The organism is Rhodovulum sp. PH10 (assembly GCF_000293785.1).
In the GTDB taxonomy this organism is placed as follows: Bacteria; Pseudomonadota; Alphaproteobacteria; order Rhizobiales; family Xanthobacteraceae; genus Rhodoplanes.
This window is the reverse complement of record NZ_AKZI01000130.1, coordinates 1-17214: the sequence shown is the minus strand read 5'-3', so window position 1 is coordinate 17214 and position 17214 is coordinate 1. Positions and strand designations below refer to the sequence as shown.

At 69.2% G+C, this 17214-nt stretch carries 22 protein-coding genes and 3 tRNA genes; 18 read left to right on the top strand and 7 right to left on the bottom strand.

All coding sequences use genetic code 11. The annotated features are described in order from the left end of the window. Window positions 1–78: 78 nt before the first annotated feature. The 3 genes from A33M_RS18715 to A33M_RS18705 form a co-directional block, all read right to left on the bottom strand. On the bottom strand, window positions 79–1011 hold the full coding sequence (locus A33M_RS18715) for a DMT family transporter (protein ID WP_008390482.1): 933 nt from the start codon (window positions 1009–1011) through the stop codon (window positions 79–81). Between the two features lie 60 nt (window positions 1012–1071). Further along, window positions 1072–1148, bottom strand: a tRNA-Pro gene (locus A33M_RS18710). Between the two features lie 204 nt (window positions 1149–1352). After that, window positions 1353–1550: a helix-turn-helix domain-containing protein gene (locus A33M_RS18705; protein WP_008390481.1), complete on the bottom strand. Its 198-nt coding sequence runs from the start codon at window positions 1548–1550 to the stop codon at window positions 1353–1355. A gap of 709 nt (window positions 1551–2259) precedes the next feature. Between A33M_RS18705 and A33M_RS18700 the strand changes: the two genes are divergently transcribed. Beyond that, on the top strand, window positions 2260–2538 hold the full coding sequence (locus A33M_RS18700) for a cysteine rich repeat-containing protein (protein ID WP_040621723.1): 279 nt from the start codon (window positions 2260–2262) through the stop codon (window positions 2536–2538). A 204-nt stretch (window positions 2539–2742) separates the two neighbouring features. On the opposite strand, the gene A33M_RS18695 is transcribed toward A33M_RS18700, so the two are convergent. Both A33M_RS18695 and A33M_RS18690 read right to left on the bottom strand, forming a co-directional pair. Continuing rightward, window positions 2743–2818, bottom strand: a tRNA-Glu gene (locus A33M_RS18695). 337 nt (window positions 2819–3155) lie between these two features. After that, a complete protein-coding gene (locus tag A33M_RS18690; RefSeq protein ID WP_008390478.1) occupies window positions 3156–3614 on the bottom strand; it encodes a VOC family protein in 459 nt (152 codons plus the stop codon). Between the two features lie 66 nt (window positions 3615–3680). Here A33M_RS18690 and A33M_RS18685 point away from each other — a divergent pair, with 66 nt between their 5' ends. From A33M_RS18685 to A33M_RS18675, 3 genes are all read left to right on the top strand, one after another. Then, window positions 3681–4442 carry an SIR2 family NAD-dependent protein deacylase gene (locus A33M_RS18685; protein ID WP_008390476.1) on the top strand — a complete coding sequence of 254 codons (762 nt, stop codon included), beginning with the start codon at window positions 3681–3683 and terminating at the stop codon, window positions 4440–4442. 219 nt (window positions 4443–4661) lie between these two features. Further along, window positions 4662–5219, top strand: a complete 558-nt coding sequence (locus A33M_RS18680) for a cold-shock protein (RefSeq protein WP_237718418.1) — start codon at window positions 4662–4664, stop codon at window positions 5217–5219. 434 nt (window positions 5220–5653) lie between these two features. After that, on the top strand, window positions 5654–6124 hold the full coding sequence (locus A33M_RS18675) for a DUF192 domain-containing protein (RefSeq protein WP_040621728.1): 471 nt from the start codon (window positions 5654–5656) through the stop codon (window positions 6122–6124). Window positions 6125–6204: 80 nt separating this feature from the next. Here A33M_RS18675 and A33M_RS18670 read toward each other — a convergent pair. Next, window positions 6205–6280 (bottom strand) — tRNA-Thr (locus tag A33M_RS18670). Window positions 6281–6894: 614 nt separating this feature from the next. Between A33M_RS18670 and A33M_RS18665 the strand changes: the two genes are divergently transcribed. The 5 genes from A33M_RS18665 to ychF all read left to right on the top strand — a co-directional run bounded on the left by A33M_RS18665 (window position 6895) and on the right by ychF (window position 10153). Next, complete coding sequence (locus A33M_RS18665) at window positions 6895–7599, top strand: 50S ribosomal protein L25/general stress protein Ctc (protein ID WP_040621721.1); 705 nt, start codon at window positions 6895–6897, stop codon at window positions 7597–7599. A gap of 35 nt (window positions 7600–7634) precedes the next feature. Then, window positions 7635–8258, top strand: a complete 624-nt coding sequence (pth, locus tag A33M_RS18660) for an aminoacyl-tRNA hydrolase (protein WP_008390470.1) — start codon at window positions 7635–7637, stop codon at window positions 8256–8258. A 111-nt stretch (window positions 8259–8369) separates the two neighbouring features. Continuing rightward, entirely contained in the window at window positions 8370–8750 is a 381-nt protein-coding gene (locus tag A33M_RS25070; protein WP_237718417.1) for a hypothetical protein, read from the top strand. Next, on the top strand, window positions 8650–9045 hold the full coding sequence (locus tag A33M_RS18655; RefSeq protein WP_157223559.1) for a PIN domain-containing protein: 396 nt from the start codon (window positions 8650–8652) through the stop codon (window positions 9043–9045). Before A33M_RS25070 ends, A33M_RS18655 begins: the two co-directional genes overlap by 101 nt. A gap of 10 nt (window positions 9046–9055) precedes the next feature. Further along, window positions 9056–10153 (top strand): redox-regulated ATPase YchF, encoded by a 1098-nt coding sequence (gene ychF, locus A33M_RS18650; RefSeq protein ID WP_008390467.1) that lies wholly within the window; start codon window positions 9056–9058, stop codon window positions 10151–10153. 33 nt (window positions 10154–10186) lie between these two features. Here ychF and A33M_RS18645 read toward each other — a convergent pair whose 3' ends face one another. Then, window positions 10187–10465, bottom strand: a complete 279-nt coding sequence (locus A33M_RS18645) for a DUF4282 domain-containing protein (RefSeq protein WP_202801953.1) — start codon at window positions 10463–10465, stop codon at window positions 10187–10189. 414 nt (window positions 10466–10879) lie between these two features. Here A33M_RS18645 and A33M_RS18640 point away from each other — a divergent pair, with 414 nt between their 5' ends. The 9 genes from A33M_RS18640 to yacG all read left to right on the top strand — a co-directional run bounded on the left by A33M_RS18640 (window position 10880) and on the right by yacG (window position 17082). Then, the gene (locus A33M_RS18640) at window positions 10880–12010 is read left to right on the top strand and encodes an MFS transporter (protein ID WP_008390465.1); all 1131 of its coding nucleotides are present in this window, start codon (window positions 10880–10882) and stop codon (window positions 12008–12010) included. Between the two features lie 102 nt (window positions 12011–12112). Continuing rightward, on the top strand, window positions 12113–12577 hold the full coding sequence (locus A33M_RS18635) for a DUF2948 family protein (protein WP_008390464.1): 465 nt from the start codon (window positions 12113–12115) through the stop codon (window positions 12575–12577). Between the two features lie 156 nt (window positions 12578–12733). Beyond that, complete coding sequence (gene hisD, locus A33M_RS18630; protein ID WP_008390463.1) at window positions 12734–14029, top strand: histidinol dehydrogenase; 1296 nt, start codon at window positions 12734–12736, stop codon at window positions 14027–14029. Beyond that, a complete protein-coding gene (locus A33M_RS18625) occupies window positions 14026–14520 on the top strand; it encodes a UPF0262 family protein (protein ID WP_008390462.1) in 495 nt (164 codons plus the stop codon). Before hisD ends, A33M_RS18625 begins: the two co-directional genes overlap by 4 nt. A 3-nt stretch (window positions 14521–14523) precedes the next feature. Continuing rightward, complete coding sequence (locus A33M_RS18620) at window positions 14524–14991, top strand: arsenate-mycothiol transferase ArsC (protein ID WP_008390461.1); 468 nt, start codon at window positions 14524–14526, stop codon at window positions 14989–14991. Between the two features lie 35 nt (window positions 14992–15026). Then, window positions 15027–15575 carry a sugar O-acetyltransferase gene (locus A33M_RS18615; protein WP_008390460.1) on the top strand — a complete coding sequence of 183 codons (549 nt, stop codon included), beginning with the start codon at window positions 15027–15029 and terminating at the stop codon, window positions 15573–15575. 159 nt (window positions 15576–15734) lie between these two features. Then, window positions 15735–15953, top strand: coding sequence for a translation initiation factor IF-1 (gene infA / locus A33M_RS18610; protein ID WP_008390459.1), 219 nt, complete (start codon window positions 15735–15737; stop codon window positions 15951–15953). 157 nt (window positions 15954–16110) lie between these two features. Continuing rightward, window positions 16111–16749 carry a Maf-like protein gene (locus A33M_RS18605; RefSeq protein ID WP_008390458.1) on the top strand — a complete coding sequence of 213 codons (639 nt, stop codon included), beginning with the start codon at window positions 16111–16113 and terminating at the stop codon, window positions 16747–16749. Between the two features lie 117 nt (window positions 16750–16866). Beyond that, window positions 16867–17082: a DNA gyrase inhibitor YacG gene (yacG, locus tag A33M_RS18600; protein ID WP_052027129.1), complete on the top strand. Its 216-nt coding sequence runs from the start codon at window positions 16867–16869 to the stop codon at window positions 17080–17082. The last annotated feature ends 132 nt before the right edge of the window (window positions 17083–17214 follow it).

Here is a 17214-nt window from a genome sequence, read left to right as displayed (position 1 = left end):
ATATCGGCATCGCTTTTCTCCTGGCCTCCGGCAGTTCGCGCCGCAACGCAGCCCGCGTCCGAGTTTCCAAACGGGCTCTCAGGTCGGCGGCGTCGGCGGCCGCGTGGCGTCGAGCCGGCGCTGCGCGGCGAGCCGTCGCTCCCGCCAGATCACGAACAGGCCGGACAGCACCACCACCATGGCGCCGGCATAGGCGTGCACGGTCGGCATCTCGCGGAAGGCGAAATAGCCGATCACGAAGGCGAACAGGAGCGTCAGATAGTCGAACGGCGCCAGCACCGAGGCCGGCGCCCAGCGGAAGCTCTCGGTGAGCAGCAGGTGCGACAGCCCGCCGAGCACGCCGACGCCGATCAGCGCCGCGAGCTGCGCCAGCGTCGGCGTCACCCACACGAACGGCAGCACCACCGACGACACCACGGTGCACACCAGCGAGAAGTAGAAGACGATCGACGAGGTGGTTTCCGTGTCGGTGAGCCGGCGGGTCTGGATCACCGCCGAGGCGGTGGTGATCGCCGCGCCGACCGCGCACAGCGCGCCGACCGCCGAATCGGCGCCGCCCTCGGCGATCAGCCGGCCGATGTCGAGATAGGGCCACAGCATCACCACGACGCCGAGAAAGCCGATCCCGACCGCCGACCAGCGATAGGCCCGCACCCGCTCGCCGAGCAGGAGGGCGGCGAGCGCCACCGTGATCAGCGGCGCGGCGAAGCTGATGGCGGTCGCGTCGACCAGCGGCAGCCGGGCGAGTGCCGCGAAATTGAGAAACATGCCGGCGACGCTGATGGTGCCGCGCAGGAGGTGGCCGAGCGGCCGCCGGGTGGTGACCGCGGCGCGCAGCTCGCCGCGGGCGGAATAGATCAAAACCACCGGAATGATCGCAAAGACGCTGCGGAAGAACACCACCTGGCCGAGCGGCACCCCCTCCTCGCCGACGAACCGCACCAGCGCGGACATGAAGGCGAACAAGAGCACCGATGCGATCTTGACCAGAATGGCGACGTTGACGGACATTTCGGGGTACGGGAAGACGGGGGGTACGGGGGAGCGGCCGAACGGTCGGGGGGAGAGAATTGGTCGGGGCAGCAGGATTCGAACCTGCGACCTGGAGTACCCAAAACTCCCGCGCTACCAGACTGCGCTATGCCCCGACGGCCGAAAAGTGGGATTTTGCGTAGCCTTCGCGCGGGAGGCGGTCAAGGGCCGGCACGGCGGCGGCGCGTACGGAGGTTCGGCACGGCGGCCGAGCCGCACGGCGCGGATGCATGGCCGAGCGCCGTAACCGGGACCGATCAGCGGCGGCGGGCCGGCTTCTTCGGTCCGTCCTCGAACAGAATACGATAGGTCGAGGGCTCTTAGTATTTCAGGCAGGTCGCCGTGAACTCCTTCACGTCGACCTCGAGCACGCGCGCCCAGTCGGCATAACGCTCGGGCGGCACCCGTCCGCGCCCGGCCTCGAGCTGCGAGATGAACGTGTAGTATTCGAGACCGAGGGCGTCGGCGAACAAGCGCTGCGACAGCCCCGCCTGCTCGCGCAGGCTCCTGAGCCACACGCCGGCTTCGCGCCTCAGTTCGGCGGCTTGATCTCGAGCGGTCGTCGGAGGCACGGGAGTTGGATCCGCTTACACGTACTATTTGCAGATAAGTTCACGGACGCACGGCCGTCAACTGTATTATCGTTTATCCGCAGGACGATCCATCGGATACCGAATAATGCGCAACCCTTTATAGACGGCGCGCAGGATCTTGCAGCCCCTGAGGAGTAGCGTTGATACGCTATATTGCTCGTTTCGTGAGCGTTTGCCACCGATGCGCCCGCATGGGCTTCATGTAAATCTGCCGCTTCATGTAAATCTGCATGGGCTTCATGTAGAAATATCGCGCCTGGCATAAATACACGGCATTAGTTCCTCCGGTATGAAATTCAGTATTCCTTCAAGTATCGGAGCGACTTGGGTCGAGTTTTGCGCACATCGTGCGGGTGGCGAACGGCGGTCACCACCGCCTCGCCGCGACCACTCGCCGGCACCATTCTGGGCGACCACGCGACGCCGAACATCCACCGAGCCGTTGCGGCGAGCATTTGCCGGATCGGGCAAAATCGCTGACGCATCTCTGACGGGCGGCGTCAGACCGGCATCAGGGGCTGCGGCGCATCATCCACGCCATGGTCGCTGCCGCTTCGCCCGAAGCTCTCGCGAGCGACGCGGCGGCACCGGCCTGCTCCGCAGCGGAGCGACGACGAGGACAAGGGAGATCACCATGCGCACACTCATCGTTTCCACCGCCGTGGCGAGCGCCGTCCTGATGGGCGGTCTTCTGGCAGCGGCGCCCGCGAGCGCCCAGCGCTATGGCGGCGGCCCGGTCCGCTATGCCTGCTCGGACGACATCGCGACCTATTGCGCCGGCGTTCCGCACGGCAACATGCAGGCGCGCGAGTGCCTCGAGGTGAACCGCAAGAAGCTGTCACCGGAGTGCCGGCGGGCGCTCGACAACACCGGCGGCGGGCGCGGCATGGGCCGCAACCGGCAGGGCTGGTGAGGCCGGCCGGCCGGCCGAGGCCGGCGGACCGAGGCGACGCGCACGCCGTGTCGCCCCGTCGAGCGGCTCGGACGGTGTCGTGACGCCGACACCGGCGCCCGCGCCACGGGCGACAGTTGCTCGACGGCATCAGTTGCACGGCGGGTGACAGTGGCTCGATCGGTGAAGGGCGGGACGATCGCAGGCGGATCGGCGGTGGCCAGATGGCGCGCCCAAGGGGAATCGAACCCCTGTTTTCGCCGTGAAAGGGCGACGTCCTGGACCGCTAGACGATGGGCGCAGCGCGGGCTCCCGCGACGGCGGCGAGATATAGAGGCGTTTCCGCCGCCCGGCAAGCGAGCCCTGTGGGCATCGCACGGGATAAGACGGAGCGGTCCGGAACGGCATCGAGACGGCTTTCCCCCACGCGGCCGCTCGCGGCCGCGCACGGGTGCCCGGTGCCCATGCGTGGGGGCCCACGGGCGAGCGCCCTGCCCCGAAGAAAAAGGCCCGCGCACCCTTGCGCGAGCCCGAGCCGGCGTCGGCGACGCCCGTGGTCCCGGCGGCCCTGCGTGACGGCGCCGCACGGGACCGGCCGACCGCCGGAAACAGCCGAAAGACGAAAAAGGTCCGCGGCCTCACCAGTGGCCGGTGTTGGGCATCGAGGCCCACGGCTCCTGCCGCGGCAGCGGATCGCCCTTCTGCAGAAGCTCGATCGACTGGCAGTCGGGCGAGCGCACGAACGCCATCTGCCCGTCGCGCGGCGGCCGGTTGATGGTGATGCCCGCCTTCATCAGCGCCTCGCAGGTCGCATAGATGTCGTCGACCTCGAAGGCGAGGTGGCCGAAATGGCGCGCCTCGCCGTAATCCTCGTCGCCGTCCCAGTTGTAGGTGAGCTCGACGAGCGGCCCCGGCCGGCCGTGCGCGAGGCTTTTCTCGATCACGTCGTGGTCGCCCGGCGCGGCGAGGAAGATCAGCGTGTAGCGGCCTTTCTCGTCGTCGCGCCGCATCGTCTCTTGCAGACCGAGCTTGCCGCAGTAGAAATCGAGCGCGGCCTCGAGGTTGCGGACGCGCAGCATCGTGTGCAGATATCGCATGGGTTCCTCGTGAACAGTCGGCGGCCCTCGCCGCCCCGCGGCCGGCCGTCCGAAGGTGCATATAGGATGATCTCTTCCGACATCGAGACGGGACGTCGCCGGCTCGCCGAGCTGATCGCCGACGCCTCCGTGGTGGTGCCCTTCACGGGCGCCGGCATTTCCACCGAGTGCGGCATCCCCGACTTTCGCTCGCCGGGCGGGCTGTGGACGCAGAACGCGCCGATCCCGTTCGACGAGTTCGTGGCGAGCCGCGACATGCGCGACGAGGCGTGGCGCCGCCGCTTCGCGATGGAGAGCGAATTCTCCGCCGCAAAGCCCGGCCGCGGTCACCTCGCGCTCGCCGCGCTCTATCGCAGCGGCAAGTCGCCCGCGGTGATCACGCAGAACATCGACAATCTCCACCAGGCCTCGGGCTTCGCCGCCGACGACGTGGTCGAGCTGCACGGCAACACCACCTATGCGCTGTGTCTCGCCTGCAAGCGCCGCTTCGAGCTCGGCTGGGTGAAGACGCGATTCACCGAAGGCGGCCACGCGCCCGACTGCCCCGACTGCGGCGGCTACATCAAGACCGCCACCGTCTCGTTCGGCCAGGCGATGCCGGAAGACGAGATGCGCCGCGCCGAGGAGCTGACGCTCGCCTGCGACCTGTTCATCGCGATCGGCTCGTCGCTGGTGGTGTGGCCGGCGGCCGGCTTCCCGCTGCTCGCGAAACGCAACGGCGCGCGCCTGGTGATCCTCAATCGTGATCCGACCGAGTTCGACGACGCGGCCGATCTGGTGGTGCACGCCGACATCGGCAGCGTGCTCGCGCCATTCGTGACACATTGATTCGATTCGTATTCTGTCGCCCGATTGCAACGTCTTGCACAGTCTTGGCGTACAAGTTGCGGTATTCGCATTTTCCTGTTTCCCATCCGGGCGGGCGCCGATATCTTTGCCGCAAGAGATTCGTTCAAGCGCTCCTCAAGAGGCGCCAAGACAGCGGCGGCGTACGTCCTCATGGCCACGGACGATTTTGGGTCTAAGGGGCCTGACAACCATTACGGCGTGACTGATCCGATCGGCGAGTTCGCCGACGAGTCGGCGACGGCGGTCGTCGAGGTCACGGGCGTGATCAAATGGTTCGATGTGGCCAAGGGATACGGCTTCATCGTGCCCGACAACGGCATGCCCGACGTGCTGCTGCACGTGACCTGCCTGCGTCGCGACGGCTTTCAGACCGCCTACGAAGGCGCCCGCGTGGTGTGCGAGGCGCTCGCCCGCCCCAAGGGCTTTCAGGCGTTCCGCATCGTCTCGATGGACGAATCGACCGCGGTGCATCCGGCGCAGATGCCGCCGCCGCGCACCCACGTCACCGTGGTGCCGACCAGCGGGCTCGAGCGGGCGGTGGTGAAGTGGTTCAACCGGCTGCGCGGCTTCGGCTTCCTCACGCGCGGCGAAGGCACGCCCGACATCTTCGTGCACATGGAGACGCTGCGGCGGTACGGGCTCACCGAGCTGCGTCCCGGCCAGACGGTGTTGGTGCGCTTCGGCCCCGGCCCCAAGGGCCTGATGGCCGCAGAGGTGCGTCCCGACGGCGGCACCCACGCGCTCGCCTCGCACTGATTTTTCTTCTTTTCTCTCCCTCTTCCCGCGTCGCTGTTCCATGCGTGGATTCTGCTGGATCCGGGCGTGTGGAACAGTGCGCTCGCGGGGCGGGCGGCTTCGTCGCGGGCATGTGATGCCGCCGCCCACGTGATGCCGCCGCGATCGAATCACGCTCCCGCATGCCGACATCGCTCCCCTCATCGTGAGGGGCGGCCGCAGGCCGCGTCTCGAACCACGAGGCCGCCCTGCTCGGGACCCGTCATGCGCGCGCCGCGTCGCCTTCGATGCGCCATCCGGGCCGGATATCACCTCCCTCGCGCGTTCGACGACGCCAGTCCGTCACCCATCCGCTCTCGACCGGCCGCCCCGTGGCGGCGCACAATGAGGAGACCGACCGGGCCCGCCGCATGGGCGCGCCGGCCTGTCCGATCCAATCGAGGTTGTTTCCGCCGATGACCCGTCGCTTCGCACTTTTTTTCGCGGCTTTTGCCGCCCTGCTTCTCGCCGGCCTGCTGGGCACCACAGGCGGCTCGCGCGCCGCCGAGCGCCAAATCCTCGAGATCGCCAGCCGCACCGGCGTGCACGTCTTCTCGGTCGAGCTCGCCACCACCGACGCCGAGCGCGCGCAAGGATTGATGTACCGAAAATCTCTGCCCGATGGTGAAGGGATGCTGTTCGACTTCGACAAGGAGCAGCCGGTCGCGATGTGGATGAAGAATACTTACGTGTCACTCGACATGATCTTCATCGGTGACGACGGAAAGATCAGCCGGATCGCCGAGCGCACGACGCCGATGTCGGAGCGCATCGTCTCCTCCGGCGGCCCGGTGCGCGCCGTGCTGGAGGTGGTCGCCGGCACTGCGAGGAAATACGGCATCGCCGTCGGCGACCGCGTCGGCCATCCGATTTTTTCGGGGCGGTGACTTCGATGGGGGCCGGCGCGAGCGCCCGGCTCGTCGGCGAGGCGGCCTCGATCGGAACGAAGACGACGGAGAAAAGAAACTGGTGCCGCAAGAGGGATTCGAACCCCCGACCCCATCATTACGAATGATGTGCTCTACCAGCTGAGCTATTGCGGCGACCGGCCCGCCGACGCGAACGCGGCGACCGGGCTCCCTGATAATGGGCGGCGCGGGGATTGGCAAGGTGGTGCGTCGCCTTCTCTGCCTCTCTTCGTCGTCCAGGGTACCGACCCGCTGCCCGCGAGGCGAGCGCATCGCCCGACGAGACGGGGGCCGCCCTCCGGGAAGGCGTGAGGTACTGCCTTCCCTGCCTTCCCTGCCTTCCCTGTCTTCCCTGTCTTCCCTGCCGTCTTTACCGCCGCTCTCCCCACCGGCCCGGCCCCGGCAGCGGACGTCGGCACTCCAGCGACCAGGAAGCCAACCAGCGCTCCGCCCCACTCACGACTCGCTGACCGCCACTCGCTACTCACCACTCGCTACTCGCCGACCGGCCACCACCACACGCCCCCTGCGGCGCGTCCAACAGGCGCCCAGGGCAAACCGAGTGTCCCCGCGGCCCCCGCCTTTCTTGTCAAAAACCCGCGCGGCCGATATAAGCCGGGCCTTCGACGGCCTGCACACCCCTGGAGGCTGGCCGTTCTGCCGCGCGAGCGGCACCTTCAACCGTGAAACCGGACCGGGCGAGCCGCACACGCGGCCGTTTCCGTCCGACCGAGCAAAGGATTTTCGACATGGCGACCGTCAAGGAGCTCGAAGCGACGGCGCGTCCGCGGGCAGGCAAGGGGGCCTCCCGGGCCGTGCGTCGCGAGGGCCGCATCCCCGCAGTGATCTACGGCGACAACCAGCCGCCGATCTCGATCGCGCTCGACGAGCTCGAGGTCCGCAAGCGCATCCTCGCGGGGCGCTTCCTCACCACCATCTTCGACATCGTCCTCGACGGCACCAAGCACCGCGTGATCCCGCGCGACTACCAGGTCGAGCCGCTGCGCGACCTGCCGCTGCACGTCGACTTCCTTCGCCTCGGCGAAGGCGCGACCATCCGCGTGCGCGTTCCGGTCCACACCTCCAATCCGGAGGCGGCGCCCGGCATCAAGCGCGGCGGCACCGTCAGCGTGGTCGCCCATGCGGTCGATCTGCGCTGCCCGGCCGACGCCATCCCGGAGTCGATCGAGGTCGACCTCACCGGCCTGGAGATCAACCACTCGCGCCACCTGAGCGACATTCCGCTGCCGCCCAACGTGCGCCCGGCCACCAAGGCGAACCCGACGCTGGTCACCATCGTGCCGCCGTCCGGCTATGCCGAGGACGTCAAGGCGACGGCCGATGCGGCGGCGGCTCCGGCCGCGGCGGCGGCTCCGGCCGCGGGCGGCGCGGCCAAGGCGGCGGCACCCGCCAAAGGTGCGGCGCCGGCCGGCAAGGCCGCGGACAAGAAGTGAGCCGGATCGCGGCGTAACGGCGTCCGGAGACGAGCATGCGGCTCCTGGTCGGGCTCGGCAATCCGGGCGCCCGCTACGCGGGCAACCGCCACAATATCGGCTTCATGGCGGTCGATGCGATCGCCCGTCGCCACGGTTTTGCGCCGTGGCGACGGCGTTTTCAGGGGCTCGTCTGCGAAGGCGCGATCGGCAGCGAAAAAGTGCTGCTGCTGAAGCCCGAGACCTACATGAACGAGTCCGGCCGCGCGGTCGGCGAGGCGGTCAAGTTCTACAAGCTCGGCCTGCCCGACATCACCGTCCTGCACGACGAGATCGACCTGCCGCCCGGAAAGGTGCGCCTCAAGGTCGGTGGCGGCGCCGCCGGCCACAACGGCCTGCGCTCGATCTCCGCCCATGTCGGCAACGAGTATCGCCGGGTGCGACTCGGCGTCGGCCATCCGGGCACGCGCGAGATGGTGCAGCACTGGGTGCTGCAGGATTTTGCCAAGTCCGAGCGCGAATGGGTCGAGACCCTTTGCGATCTGGTCGCCGATCACGCCGACCTGCTGGCAAAAGGCCAGGACGCGACCTTCCAGAACAAGGTCCACCTCGCCATGCAGGCAAAAGGCTTTTTCGACGACGACAAGGCCGAGGGACGTCCGGCGAAGTCGGGGGGGTGACGTCGCGGCGACGGCACCTCGCGGCGGCGGTCTCTCCTGCCACGACGACTTGACACGAAAACACGAAAACACGAGATCCGTGTGGAGGGGGCTTCGCAAGGAGCGCCGGAGATGGAACGCCGGATGAAGAACGTCACCATCACCCTGCCCGACGATCTCGTGGCCCGCGCCCGGGTGGAGGCGGCCAAGCAATCGAAGAGCCTGTCGCGGTTCGTGGCCGAACTGGTCGAGGAACGATGCACGACGCCGGACGATGCTGCCGCCGCGCTGATCCGCTTCATGAAAGGCCCCGGCTTTCCCGGCATCGCCAAAAATCTACCGACGCGCGAGGAGCTTTATGCCGAGCGGGAGGAGGAGCTGGTTCGTCGATACGAATCTCATCGTCTACGCGATGGACCCGGGCGAGACGCGGAAGCGAACGATCGCGGCGGAGTGGCTGGCGAGCCTGAGCACGACGGGAATGCTGGTTCTGAGCCAACAAAGCCTGAATGAGTGCTATCGGGTCCTCACCGTTCGCCGGAAGCTCGCTCGGTCTCAGGCGCGCGAGTTCATCGACGTGCTCGTCCCCTTCTGCACCGCGCCGCTCGATATCGACGTGCTGCGCCGGGCGTGGCGCGTGCAGGATGCGACGGGCTTCGGCTGGTGGGACTGCCTGCTGCTCGGCTCGGCGCTCGCCGCCGGCTGCGACGTGTTTCTCAGCGAGGATCTCCAGCACGAGCGCACCGTGGAGACCCTCACCATCCTGAACCCCTTCGCGCTGGGCGCGCCCGAACAATTCATCTCCTGACGAGAGCACCATGGGATTCAAATGCGGCATCGTCGGCCTGCCCAATGTGGGCAAGTCGACCCTCTTCAATGCGCTGACGGCGACCGCCGCGGCGCAGGCGGCGAACTATCCGTTCTGCACGATCGAGCCGAACGTCGGCGAGGTCGCGGTGCCCGATCCGCGGCTCGACACGCTGGCGAAGCTGGCGAAATCCGCCGAGATCGTGCCGACCCGGCTCGCCTTCGTCGACATCGCGGGCTTGGTGCGCGGCGCCTCCAAGGGCGAAGGCCTCGGCAATCAGTTCCTCGCCAACATCCGCGAGGTCGATGCCATCGTCCATGTGGTGCGCTGCTTCGACGACGGCGACGTCACCCATGTGGAAGGCCGCATCGATCCGGTCGCGGACATCGAGACGATCGAGACCGAGCTGATGCTCGCCGATCTCGACAGCCTCGAGAAGCGCGTCGTCGCGACCGAGAAAAAGGCCAAGGGCGGCGACAAGGAATCGAAGGAACTGCTCGATCTGATGACGCGCGCGCTGGTGCTGCTGCGCGAGGGCAAGCCGGCGCGGATGGTCGAGCTGAAGCCCGAGGACGAGAAGCCGTTCCGCATGCTCGGGCTGCTCAGCTCCAAGCCGGTGCTCTATGTATGCAACGTCGAGGAAGGCGCGGCCGCGACCGGCAACGCCTATTCCGAGGCGGTGGAAAAACGCGCCGCCGAGGAAGGCGCGGTGTCGGTGGTCATCTCGGCGCAGATCGAGGCGGAGATCGCCATTCTGCCGGCGGCCGAGCGGGCCGATTATCTCGCCGCCATCGGGCTCGAGGAGCCCGGCCTCAACCGGCTGATCCGCGCCGGCTATCAGTTGCTCGATCTCGTCACCTACTTCACCGCCGGGCCGAAGGAGGCGCGCGCCTGGACCATCACCCGCGGCACCAAGGCGCCGCAGGCGGCGGGCGTGATCCATTCCGATTTCGAGCGCGGCTTCATCCGCGCGGAAACCATCGGCTACGAGGACTTCGTGACGCTCGGCGGCGAGGCCGGTGCGCGCGACGCCGGCCGGCTGCGGCTCGAGGGCAAGGAGTACGTGGTCGCCGACGGCGACGTCCTGCACTTCCGCTTCGCGACCTGAGCGCCTGCGGACACGAGCGCCGCGGCGAAAGACTCACTCGCCGCGGCTGCGCAAGATGCCCAAGTGCTCGTTGATGCGGAAGACGATCAGCACGAACTCGGCGGCGATGCGCGCCAGCACGATGCCGATCACCGTGCCGAGCACGGTCGCGGCAAGCGCGAACAGGCCGGCGACCAGACTGTCGCCCATCACCGCGACCGACGACAGAATCCCCGACACGCCGAACAGAATCGCGAGCCCGACGACCAGCCAGTAAAACACCTTGATGATCGACGGTGTGACGAACCGATCCCACCGGAAAAGGTCACGCAACGCGAGCAAGTGGCCTCCTCCGGCCGTCGGGCCGTGCTGGTCGATGGGGAATCGCGTCGAAGGCCGGCGGCAGGCGGGCCGGCACGCGTGCGGTGCAAGATGCGCTGCGCCATACCGGCGGTCAACGCCGCCCGACCCGTGGCAGGCGTGACGCCGGCATGCGTTTCTGCAGGCATCCGCGTCGTTTTCCGCCTTTTTCTTCGCCGGTGCCGCCACGCCGCGGCCGATCCGGACCGCGACGTGACGCGGCCGGCGCCTTGCGCCCGCCCCACCCCGCCGGTCTCATGGTGATTCGTCCCCGAGATCGAAGGAGCACGCGGAATCACCACGATCCAGCCCCCGGCGGCGCCGGCGCCCGCACCCGCCGACGAGACCTCGTCCCGCCGCACCCTCGCGGTGGCGGCCGGCGCGCACATGCTCCACGACGGCTATGCCGACATGATCTACGTCCTGCTGCCGCTGTGGCAGGCGGAGTTCGGCCTCGGCTATGCCGAGCTCGGGCTGGTGCGCGGTCTCTATGCCGGCACCATGGCGGCCTTGCAGATCCCGGCGGGCCTGCTGGCCGAGCGGCTGGGGATCGCGCTCGTGCTGGCGCTCGGCACCGCGCTGGCCGGCCTCGGCTACGTGCTCGCCGGGGCGAGCGGCGGCCTGTGGGGGCTGGCGGTCGCGCTCACCATCGGCGGGATCGGATCGAGCACCCAGCACCCGCTCGCCTCGTCGCTGGTGGCCCGCGCCTTCGCCGGGCCGCGCGCGCTGAGGGCGCTCGGCACCTACAATTTCACCGGCGACATCGGCAAGATGCTGGTGCCGCTGCTCGCCGCGCTGATGCTCACGGCGATGCCGTGGCGCGGCACGGTCGGACTGATCGGCGGCGCCGGGCTCGTGGTGGCCGCCGCGATCCTGGCGCTGGCGCCACGCGCGGCCGCACCGGCCGCGGCCGCACCCGCCGTCTCCGCCGCGGCCGCGCCGCCGGCGCGACATCGGACCGGGTTTTCGCTCCTGGTCGCGATCGGCGTGTGCGACAGCGCCACCCGGATGGCGTTCCTCACCTTCCTGCCGTTCCTGCTCACCGCCAAGGGAGCGGGTGTCTCGACCGTCGGGGTGTCGCTGACCCTGGTGTTCGCCGGCGGCGCCGCCGGAAAGCTGGTCTGCGCCTTCGTCGGCGCCCGCATCGGCATGTTCGCGACGGTGCTGCTGACCGAGGCGCTGACCACCGCCGGAATCCTGCTGCTGCTGCCCCTCCCCCTGGTCGCCGGCCTGATCCTGCTGCCGCTGATCGGGGTCGCGCTGAACGGCACCTCGTCGGTGCTGTACGGGACGGTGCCGGCGCTGGTCGGGCCGGAGCGGCAGAGCCGGGCATTCGGCGTGTTCTACACCGCGACCATCGGGTCGGGGGCGCTGGCGCCGCTGCTGTTCGGGGCGGTCGGGGATCGGATCGGGCTGGTGCCGTCGGCCGCGCTGGTGGCGCTTCTCGCGCTCGCGACCGTGCCGCTGGCGGTGGCGCTGCGTCCGGCGCTCCCGTCGTCCGACCCCGGCCCGGGGTAACGATATGTCGTCGAGACCCGATTCGACCTGTCGGTAACGCGCAATCGAGGCTTGTGCGGGGCGGACCGGTTACCTAACTACGTCTCGTTCAGGAGCGCCGCCATGACTGCCGCCATGACCGAAGATCAACTCAAGCTCGTCGCCCTCGACCAGGACGATCTCGACGTCGTCGCGACTCATTTGCAGGACGCGATCGTCAAGGTGGGCGACATCCATTGGAGGCCCAGCGAGCACCGCTTGGTGATGGGCCTCAACCGGTTCGACTGGGAATGCGCCGTCTGCGGCGAGCCGCAGTTCCGCCGCCGCCGCACCGCCCTGCGGTTCGACCGGGTGATGGCCGTGAAGTGCCGCAACGTGGCCTGCCAGGACAAGGGCGCCGTGCTCAACCTCCTGACCATCGAGTTCGTCGAGCGCGACGCGCCGGGCGGCTCGGTGGTGCTGATCTTCTCCGGCGGCAGCGAGCTCAGGCTCGACGTCGAATGCCTGGAGGCGGAGCTTGCCGACCTCGGACCGGTATGGGATACGACCTGTTGTCCGGCGCACGAGGACACGGTGAGAACGGCCTGACGGGCCTCGCTCCCCGCCACGCCGCGACCGGCCGCAGGGCCGCGCCGCGCGTCGTCCCCGCCGCGTCCGCCGCGACCTGCAAGGTAGCCGGGCGGCTGCAGGAGTGACGCGCAGCGGTGCGCCGGATCGGCTCCCCACGCCCGCCGAGTGTGCCCCATGCCCGTCCGCCTCGCCACCCGCGATCCCGACTTCCGCAGCCGCTTCAAGGCCTTGCTCGCGACCAAGCGAGAGGCTTCGGTGGATGTCGAGACCGCCGTGCGGGCGATCGTCGCCGACGTGATCGCGCGCGGCGACGCGGCCCTGGTCGATCTGTCGAAGAAGTTCGACCGGGTCGACCTCTCCAATCGGGGCCTGCGGATCTCGCCCGAGGAGGTCGAGGCCGCGGTCGCCGCCTGCGACCCGCGCCGGCTCGAGGCGCTCGCCTTCGCCCGCGACCGCATCGAGGCCTATCACCGCCGCCAGCTTCCCGGCGACGAGCGCTTCACCGACGCGCTCGGCGTCGAGCTCGGCTATCGCTGGCGCCCGGTCGCCGCCGCCGGCCTCTACGTGCCGGGCGGCACCGCCGCCTATCCCTCCTCCGTGCTGATGAACGCGGTGCCGGCCAAGGTCGCCGGCGTCGAGCGCCTGGTGATGGTGGTGCCGACGCCCGACGACAAGCTCGAGCCTTTGGTGCTCGCCGCCGCAAAGCTCGCAGGCGTCGACGAGATCTACCGCGTCGGCGGCGCGCAGGCGGTGGCTGCGCTCGCCTACGGCACCGAGACGATCGCCCCGGTCGACAAGATCGTCGGTCCCGGCAACGCCTATGTCGCCGCCGCAAAGCGCATCGTGTTCGGCAAGGTCGGCATCGACATGATCGCCGGCCCGTCCGAGGTTTTGATCGTCGCCGACCGCGCCGCCGATCCCGACTGGATCGCCGCCGACCTGCTCGCCCAGGCCGAGCACGACGCCGCCGCCCAGTCGATCCTGATCACCGACGACAAGGCGTTCGCCGAATCCGTCGTGCGGGCGGTCGCGGTGCAGCTCGCCAGCCTGCCGCGCAGCGAGATCGCCGGCGCCTCGTGGCGCGACCACGGCGCGGTGGTGCTGGTGGACGGCCTCGACGAGGCGCCGGCGCTGATCGACGCTGTCGCCCCCGAGCATCTCGAGCTCGCGGTCGAGAACCCCGAGCCGCTCGCCGCCGCGGTGCGCCACGCCGGCGCGATCTTCGTCGGCACTCACACCCCGGAGGCGATCGGCGATTACGTCGCCGGCTCCAACCACGTGCTGCCGACCGCCCGCTCGGCGCGCTTCTCCTCCGGCCTCGGCGTGCTCGACTTCATGAAGCGCACCTCCATCCTGCGCTGCGGCGCCGCCCAGATCGAGGCGCTCGGCCCGGCGGCGATCGCGCTCGCCGAGGCGGAAGGGCTGATCGCGCACGCGCGCTCGGTGGCGGTGCGGCTCGGCACGCGATGAACGACACCCATCGGGCGGAGGACGAGAGCAACCGGCTGATCGAGGTGACGCTCGATCCCGACACGATCGGCGCCGGCAACCGCGACATCGAGCACGAGCGGCAGGTCGCGATCTACGATCTGCTCGAGGACAACCGCTTCGCGCCGGTCGATCACGAGGGCGGCCCCTACTGCCTGAAGCTCTTGCTCGCCAACGAGCGGCTGGTGTTCGACGTCCGCCGCCCGGACGGCTCGCCGGTGGTCGCGCACTATCTGTCGCTCACCCCGTTCCGGCGCATCGTGAAGGACTACTTCATGATGTGCGAGAGCTATCACCACGCGATCCGCACCCAGACGCCGAGCCAGATCGAGGCGATCGACGTCGGCCGGCGCGGCCTGCACAACGAAGGCTCGGAGCTGCTCACCGCGCGGCTGAAGGACAAGATCGAGATCGACTTCGACACGGCCCGGCGCCTGTTCACGCTGATCACCGTGCTGCATTGGAGGGGCTGAGACATGCGGCCGTCGGACGGCCCGCGACCGCCCCCGGCGGTGCTGTTCGTCTGCGCCCACAATGCGGTGCGCTCGCCGATGGCGGCTGCGCTGTTTCGCCAGTATTTCGGACATCTGAGCTATGTCGGCTCGGCCGGCGTCCACAAGGGCGAGCCCGACCCGTTCGCGGTCGCGGTGATGGACGAGCTCGGCGTCGACATGTCCAAGCACCGGCCGCAGACCTTCGAGGAGCTGGAAGACCTCGAGGGGCTGAATTTCGATCTGATCGTCACGCTGTCGCCGGAGGCGCACCACCGGGCGCTCGAGGCGACTCGCACGCTGGCGGTCGAGGTCGAGTACTGGCCGACCCAGGATCCGACCGCCGCCGAGGGCAATCGCGACCAGCGGCTCGCCGCCTACCGCGAGATCCGCGACCAGCTGGTCGACAAGATCGAGGAGCGGTTCGGCTATCGGCCCTACGGCATGGCGTGATCCCGCCGAATCCCCAAAACCACACCGGAGGCACGATGCCGAGCGAGAAGCAGAAGATGCTGGCGGGCGCGCTGTACGATCCCGGCGACCCGGAGCTGCAGGCCGACCTCGCGGCGAACCGCGAATGGCTGGTGCGCTACAACGCCTCGCTCGCCCGGCCCCTGCCGGAGCGGCACGCGCTGCTCGCCGAGCGGCTCGCCGCGGTCGGCGCCGGCGCGGTGGTGCGGCCGCCCTTCCACTGCGATTACGGCTTCAACATCTCGCTCGGCGACCATGTGTTCCTGAACTTCGATTGCGTGATCCTCGACGTCTGCGCGGTGACGATCGGCGACAAGACGCAGATCGGGCCGGGCGTGCAAATCCTCGCCGCCGATCACCCGCGCGATCCGGCGACCCGCGACGCCGGCCTCGAGTTCGGCCGGCCGATCACCATCGGCCGCAACGTGTGGATCGGCGGCGGGGCGATCCTGCTGCCCGGCGTCACGATCGGCGACGACGCGGTGATCGGCGCCGGCAGCGTGGTGACCCGCGACGTGCCGGCCGGCGCCACCGCGTTCGGCAACCCGGCGCGGCTACGGGGCTGAGAGCCGCCCGAGCCGCTTCGCGGCCATCTTTGCCGATGTTGTCGATCCGCACGCTTTCGGCTACGGTCCGCGCGCGACCGACATCGTCGGACATGCCGAAATCTTCTTGCCAGACCCCATGTCCGGGCCCGGCCGCCCGGTGCGAGCATCGGGTTGCGTATGACGAAAGAAGAGTTGCTGGAGTTTCCCGGCGTGGTGTCGGAGCTGCTGCCGAACGCGACCTTCCGCGTCACACTCGAGAACGGTCATGAGATCATCGCCCACACGGCCGGCCGCATGCGCAAGAACCGCATCCGCGTGCTGGCCGGCGACAAGGTGCTCGTCGAGATGACGCCGTACGATCTCACCAAGGGCCGCATCACCTACCGCTTCAAATGACGTTTTCGCCCGGAACGACCACGCCCCGTCGCCGCCCGACCGTCACGCCCCACCGAAAAAGCTGTCCGCCCCGCCCGCGCCGCGATCGCGAGACAGTCTTGCCGGACGTTTTTTCCCGCTTCTCCCTTCACCTCGCGCCGCACGGATCTTCACCGCCATGATGGGCCGCCCCAAACTCGTGCTCGCCTCGGGCTCGCCCCGCCGCCTCTCCCTGCTCGCCCAGGCCGGCATCGAGCCGGACGCGCTGCGCCCGGCCGAGCTCGACGAGACGCCGAAGCGCGGCGAGCTGCCGCGCGCCTGCGCCGCACGCCTCGCGCGGGCAAAAGCCGAGCTGGTGCTGGAGACGCTGCGCCACGACGACGATTTTCGCGGATCGTTCATTCTCGCCGCCGACACGGTGGTGGCGGTCGGCCGGCGCATTCTCCCCAAGGCCGAACTGCTCGACGAGGCCGACCGCTGCCTGCGGCTTCTGTCGGGCCGCAATCACCGGGTCTATACCGGCATCTGCCTGGTCACCCCGAAAGAAAGCCTTCGCCAGCGGATGGTCGAGACGCGGGTGCGCTTCAAGCGGCTGTCGTCGGACGACATCGAGAGCTATCTCGCCTCCGGCGAATGGCGCGGCAAGGCGGGCGGCTATGCCGCGCAGGGGCTCGCCGGCAGCTTCGTCGTAAAACTGGTGGGGTCGTATACGGGCGTGGTCGGGCTGCCGCTCTACGAGACCTTGGCGATGCTCGGCGGCGAGGGATTTCCGATCCACCGTGCCTGGGTCGACCCGGCGACCGCGATGCCGGCCTGATCCGGAGCCGCCGGCCCCACTTCTGCGAAAGCCTGCCCCGCTTCTGCGAAAGACGGCCGGGCGAGCCCGGAAGGGCTCGCAGGCGCGTCGTCACGCCCCCACATGAGCCGCATGGCGATGACACCCGAGCAACCGAGAACGACGGCCCGCTGCCCGATCTGCGGCAAGCCGGCCGAGGAGAAATTCCGGCCGTTCTGCTCGCGGCGCTGCGCCGACGTCGATCTCCATCGCTGGCTGTCGGGCGCCTATGCGGTGCCGGCGGTCGAGGCCGAGGAGGACGACCTCGGCGACGTGTCGGGCTTTTTGCCGCCCGACCAGAGTCCGGATCGCTGAGAGACCGTTTGGAAACTCCGACGGGGCTGCGCCGGAGCCGACTTCGCCGATCCGGCAGGAGCCGATCGAGGCGCGTACCAGGGAGTACGTGCGAGATCGGCGACGAACCGGGCGGCCGAAAGCGGCCCGGCC

What these genes read in the sequence shown, in the direction of transcription:
- A33M_RS18635 (WP_008390464.1), top strand. Translation starts at nt 12,113, where the DNA reads ATGACTGCCGCCATGACCGAAGATCAACTCAAGCTCGTCGCCCTCGAC.
- A33M_RS18685 (WP_008390476.1), top strand. Translation starts at nt 3,681, where the DNA reads ATGATCTCTTCCGACATCGAGACGGGACGTCGCCGGCTCGCCGAGCTG.
- A33M_RS18665 (WP_040621721.1), top strand. Translation starts at nt 6,895, where the DNA reads ATGGCGACCGTCAAGGAGCTCGAAGCGACGGCGCGTCCGCGGGCAGGC.
- A33M_RS18690 (WP_008390478.1), bottom strand. Translation starts at nt 3,614, where the DNA reads ATGCGATATCTGCACACGATGCTGCGCGTCCGCAACCTCGAGGCCGCG.
- infA (WP_008390459.1), top strand. Translation starts at nt 15,735, where the DNA reads ATGACGAAAGAAGAGTTGCTGGAGTTTCCCGGCGTGGTGTCGGAGCTG.
- A33M_RS18675 (WP_040621728.1), top strand. Translation starts at nt 5,654, where the DNA reads ATGACCCGTCGCTTCGCACTTTTTTTCGCGGCTTTTGCCGCCCTGCTT.
- A33M_RS25070 (WP_237718417.1), top strand. Translation starts at nt 8,370, where the DNA reads ATGGAACGCCGGATGAAGAACGTCACCATCACCCTGCCCGACGATCTC.
- ychF (WP_008390467.1), top strand. Translation starts at nt 9,056, where the DNA reads ATGGGATTCAAATGCGGCATCGTCGGCCTGCCCAATGTGGGCAAGTCG.
- yacG (WP_052027129.1), top strand. Translation starts at nt 16,867, where the DNA reads ATGACACCCGAGCAACCGAGAACGACGGCCCGCTGCCCGATCTGCGGC.
- A33M_RS18615 (WP_008390460.1), top strand. Translation starts at nt 15,027, where the DNA reads ATGCCGAGCGAGAAGCAGAAGATGCTGGCGGGCGCGCTGTACGATCCC.
- A33M_RS18640 (WP_008390465.1), top strand. Translation starts at nt 10,880, where the DNA reads ATGCTCCACGACGGCTATGCCGACATGATCTACGTCCTGCTGCCGCTG.
- A33M_RS18700 (WP_040621723.1), top strand. Translation starts at nt 2,260, where the DNA reads ATGCGCACACTCATCGTTTCCACCGCCGTGGCGAGCGCCGTCCTGATG.
- pth (WP_008390470.1), top strand. Translation starts at nt 7,635, where the DNA reads ATGCGGCTCCTGGTCGGGCTCGGCAATCCGGGCGCCCGCTACGCGGGC.
- A33M_RS18625 (WP_008390462.1), top strand. Translation starts at nt 14,026, where the DNA reads ATGAACGACACCCATCGGGCGGAGGACGAGAGCAACCGGCTGATCGAG.
- A33M_RS18715 (WP_008390482.1), bottom strand. Translation starts at nt 1,011, where the DNA reads ATGTCCGTCAACGTCGCCATTCTGGTCAAGATCGCATCGGTGCTCTTG.
- A33M_RS18620 (WP_008390461.1), top strand. Translation starts at nt 14,524, where the DNA reads ATGCGGCCGTCGGACGGCCCGCGACCGCCCCCGGCGGTGCTGTTCGTC.
- A33M_RS18655 (WP_157223559.1), top strand. Translation starts at nt 8,650, where the DNA reads ATGGACCCGGGCGAGACGCGGAAGCGAACGATCGCGGCGGAGTGGCTG.
- hisD (WP_008390463.1), top strand. Translation starts at nt 12,734, where the DNA reads ATGCCCGTCCGCCTCGCCACCCGCGATCCCGACTTCCGCAGCCGCTTC.
- A33M_RS18605 (WP_008390458.1), top strand. Translation starts at nt 16,111, where the DNA reads ATGATGGGCCGCCCCAAACTCGTGCTCGCCTCGGGCTCGCCCCGCCGC.